Source organism: Pseudoalteromonas sp. ESRF-bin5, from assembly GCF_002632075.1.
In the GTDB taxonomy this organism is placed as follows: Bacteria; Pseudomonadota; Gammaproteobacteria; order Enterobacterales; family Alteromonadaceae; genus Pseudoalteromonas; species Pseudoalteromonas marina.
In genome coordinates this window covers 1-3,821 of record NZ_NTLW01000187.1, presented here as the reverse complement: position 1 = coordinate 3,821, position 3,821 = coordinate 1, and the positions used below count along the sequence as shown (strand labels likewise).

Here is a 3,821-nt window from a genome sequence, read left to right as displayed (position 1 = left end):
ATAGCTACTGCTGCATCAACAGCGGTATAGGGAGGCATATGCATAATTTTATCCTTTTGTGATTAGTTAATTAACCCTTAAATGGGTCAATTATGTTGCTGCATAATACATACCAATCAAGCCAGCTATATCTAACTATATGATTATATTTAACTTAATAAATAAATCATAATTAGTCACGACAACATATTGCAAATTTGCTTTACTATTGTGCAAACATCCACAATTTTGGTGCACTCAATGACAAAGCCATTTTCACAAGCATGTGAAAACAATAAAGGGCCAATTTTAGAGCATTTAAATAGCGCGTTAAAAAACGTTAAAACAGTATTAGAAGTTGGTTCTGGAACAGGTCAGCACAGTGTGTTTTTTGCTGAAAAATTACCTTATCTACAATGGTATACAAGTGATCGTGTCATTAATCATGAAGGTATTAGGCTATGGCATAGTGAAGTTAATTTAGCTAATTTACATGCCCCTATTGAGCTTGATTTAAACCAGCCATGGCCTATCGAAAAAGTAGATGCTATATATACTGCGAATACATTTCATATTGTAAGTTGGTTATTAGTTGAACGTTTTTTTGACGGGGTTAAACGTCACTTAAATGATGAGGGGATTGTGTGTATTTATGGTCCTTTTAAGTACAAAGGCGAATACACTAGCCAAAGTAATCAAGAGTTTTGCGCCTTTTTAACTGAGCGAGATCCTTTAAGTGGTATAAGAGACTTTGAAGCTGTTTTATTATTGGCCAAGCAAGCAGGGCTTACGCTTATGAGCGATCATGCTATGCCTGCTAATAACCAGTTACTCGTTTTTAAACGGCAATAACGATGTGCACTGTGCTTTGTAAAGTGCAATATGCTGGCGTTCTCGAGACAGGTAATCTTCAATTGCACTGCTAAAGTCATTGTTAACAATATGGTGGGCTGAAAAAGTAGTAACGGGTTCAAACCCCCTCGCTATTTTATGCTCCCCTTGTGCACCTGAATGAAAGCAGTCGAGTTTATGTTTAATAGCAAATTCTATCCCTTGGTAATAACATAGCTCAAAGTGAAGTGCGTCAATATTTTCGCTTGCCCCCCAGTACCTGCCGTAAAGTGTGTTTTCACCAATTAAACTGAGTGTTGCAGCGATGACTTGACCGTCTTTTTTGGCAAGCATAATAACCAGCTGCGATGCCATAAGTGCATGCAAAAGGGTAAAAAATTCACTGTTTAGATAGCCTAAATGTCCTGAGCGTTTTAAATAGGTGCGCTGATAAAATTCGCAAAACAGCTGCATTATTTCAGGTGTGATATCTGAACCCTGTAGCCACTCAGTAGTAATATTTTGATGTGTTATTTTAGCGCGTTCTTTTTTTAGCGATCTACGTTTACGCGAGTTTAGCGTTGTTAAAAAGTCGTCAAAAGTATCAAACCCTTTATTAAACCATTGAAATTGAACGCCCTCTCTGAGCATCGCTTGCTGCTTAGTGAGTAACGTTGCTTGTGTTTGGTCGCAAAAGTTTATATGCCAGCCAGACCATCCTTGCTCAATGCTGTGTGTGCAGAGTTGCTCTGTAATATAGTTGTATACGACGGTGTGGTTTGTGTGATGAATGGCAATACGTTTACCTTCAATTGGGCTAAATGGCACGCCTGATAGCCATTTGGGATAGTAATGCAAACCATTTTTTTCGTATGCTTCAGCCCATGCCCAGTCAAATACATACTCACCATAAGAATGGCTTTTTACATAACCAGGTGCAAGCGCTATTAAGTTACTCCCTTCATATACAGCTAAATGATAGGGCTGCCAGCCACTTTGCTGTGTTACACATTGGCTTTGCTCTAAGGCGTATAAAAAGGCATGTTGAGTAAAAGGTTCATCACCAAAAAAAGCATGCCATTGCGCTTGGTCTATTTCATTAATATTTTTAAACCATCGATGAGAAAAGCTTTTCATGATGCCGACCTTGTAAATATTGCGTGCTTAATTGTGCGCTCTAATTTGTAATTTTATTGGCACTTATTTTACTTCTAAGCTTCAATTTATTTTTTCAGAGCTTTTAATAGTCACGTATTAAAGTGATTTTTTACGATTCGATTAGGCTAATTGTGTTATTAAACACCACGAGTGACCATAATAACTCAGTCACGTAGCGTGATGATAACAATTTTTTGGGTGCTATTTAGTAACTGTTTTTACAAACTGACTCAAGCACTCGGTCAGTTTTGCAAGTTCTATGGGTTTTGCTAAATGTTCGGTAAAGCCTGCTTTTTTAGCTTTAATTTTATCTTCTGGCATGGCATCAGCTGTTAGCGCAATGATGGGTAATGTGTGTTGCGATTTAAACGCTCGAATTAATTCTGTTGCTTTATAGCCATCCATAACAGGCATTTGGCAATCCATTAATACCAAATCAAAATGTTGTTCTTTGATTATATTTACAGCTTCTTCACCATTTTCAACCAAGTGAGGAATGATACCTAAAGATCCCAACATCGCTTTTATTACCATTTGATTCACAGGATTGTCTTCTGCGACCAAAATATTTAAAGACGTAATATCAATATCTTTTGATATGGCTTCTGGCTCTATATCTGGCTCTGATGTTGTTAAGTTAACGGCAAACGTAAAGGTTGACCCTTCACCCAGCTCGCTTTTTAAATTAAGTGTTGCTCCCATTAGCAAACATAGTTCTTTAGCTATTGTTAAACCAAGGCCAGTGCCACCAAATTTTCGAGAGGTTGAACTGTCAGCTTGGGTAAATGCGTTAAATAAGGTGTTGTGTTGGTTTTTTTCAATACCTATGCCAGTATCTGATACTGCAATGCTTAGTTTTACCTTATTGGCAGACACAAACTCTGTATCTATATCGAGCGTAACGCTTCCTTCGTTAGTAAATTTAATCGCATTACTACATAAATTAAGTAGTATTTGTTCTATGCGCATTGCATCGCCTAAAAACCAGGTATCTACAGGTAAGTTACATTTGAGAATCCATTCAATGTTCTTATTTTTCGCACTTTGCTCAAACATTGTGTCAATGCGCGTTACAAGTGCTTTTGGATCAAACGCAATGGACTCTAGTATTAAATGTTGTGACTCTATTTTTGAAATATCAAGAACGTCGTTAATTAGGTTTAATAGACTGTTTGAAGAGGAGTAAATTTTTTTAATGTAGCTGAACAGCTTTTGAGCATCATCATCTTTTTTCGCAAGTGACGATAGGCCAATAATGGCATTTAATGGGGTGCGTATTTCGTGACTCATATTGGCTAAAAATTGGCTTTTAGCGCTATTGGCTAAGTCAGACTGTTTTTTGGCTTTTACCAATGAGCTTGTTCGTTCTGCAACTTGGCGGCTAAGCGCTAGTTGCTGCTGGTTAAATAGCATTAACACTACAATAATAAGTAAACACACAGCGGTTTGTAGCATAAGTAAAAATAAAGACATTTCAATGTTTTGTTGTGAAATGTAGTTTTCTTTAAGTGCTAATTTTATTACCCATTGCTGCCCTCCAAAGTTAATATTGAATGACATTAACTGGCTTTGGGTTGCTTGCTCAAAGTTTTGAGAGTCGTTACTGTAAAAGGCGGGTTCGTTGTCAAATTCAAACACATCAATAGAAAACATTTCAGATTGCTGCTGTGTAATAGCTTGTTCAATAATTTTATGGGCCAAAAATACACCGGTGGCATAACCCTTTATATTTTCATTTTGACCATAGACAGGCGCAAATAGTAGATAGGCGGGTGTTGGTGTTTTTGTTTGGACTAATTGAATGATTTTAGTGCTGATAGGTAAATATTTGATAGCTGGATTTTGCAAAGATG

At 37.1% G+C, this 3,821-nt stretch carries 3 protein-coding genes; 1 reads left to right on the top strand and 2 read right to left on the bottom strand.

The genetic code is table 11. From position 1 onward, the window contains the following. The first annotated feature begins 240 nt into the window (after positions 1–240). A complete protein-coding gene (locus BCG07_RS11390) occupies positions 241–831 on the top strand; it encodes a DUF938 domain-containing protein (protein ID WP_286890224.1) in 591 nt (196 codons plus the stop codon). On the opposite strand, the gene BCG07_RS11385 is transcribed toward BCG07_RS11390, so the two are convergent. Further along, positions 808–1,947: a GNAT family N-acetyltransferase gene (locus BCG07_RS11385; RefSeq protein ID WP_286890223.1), complete on the bottom strand. Its 1,140-nt coding sequence runs from the start codon at positions 1,945–1,947 to the stop codon at positions 808–810. The genes BCG07_RS11390 and BCG07_RS11385 overlap by 24 nt on opposite strands. Before the next feature lie 222 nt (positions 1,948–2,169). Then, a partial coding sequence (locus tag BCG07_RS11380) for an ATP-binding protein (RefSeq protein ID WP_286890221.1) occupies positions 2,170–3,821 on the bottom strand: 1,652 nt, incomplete at its 5' end.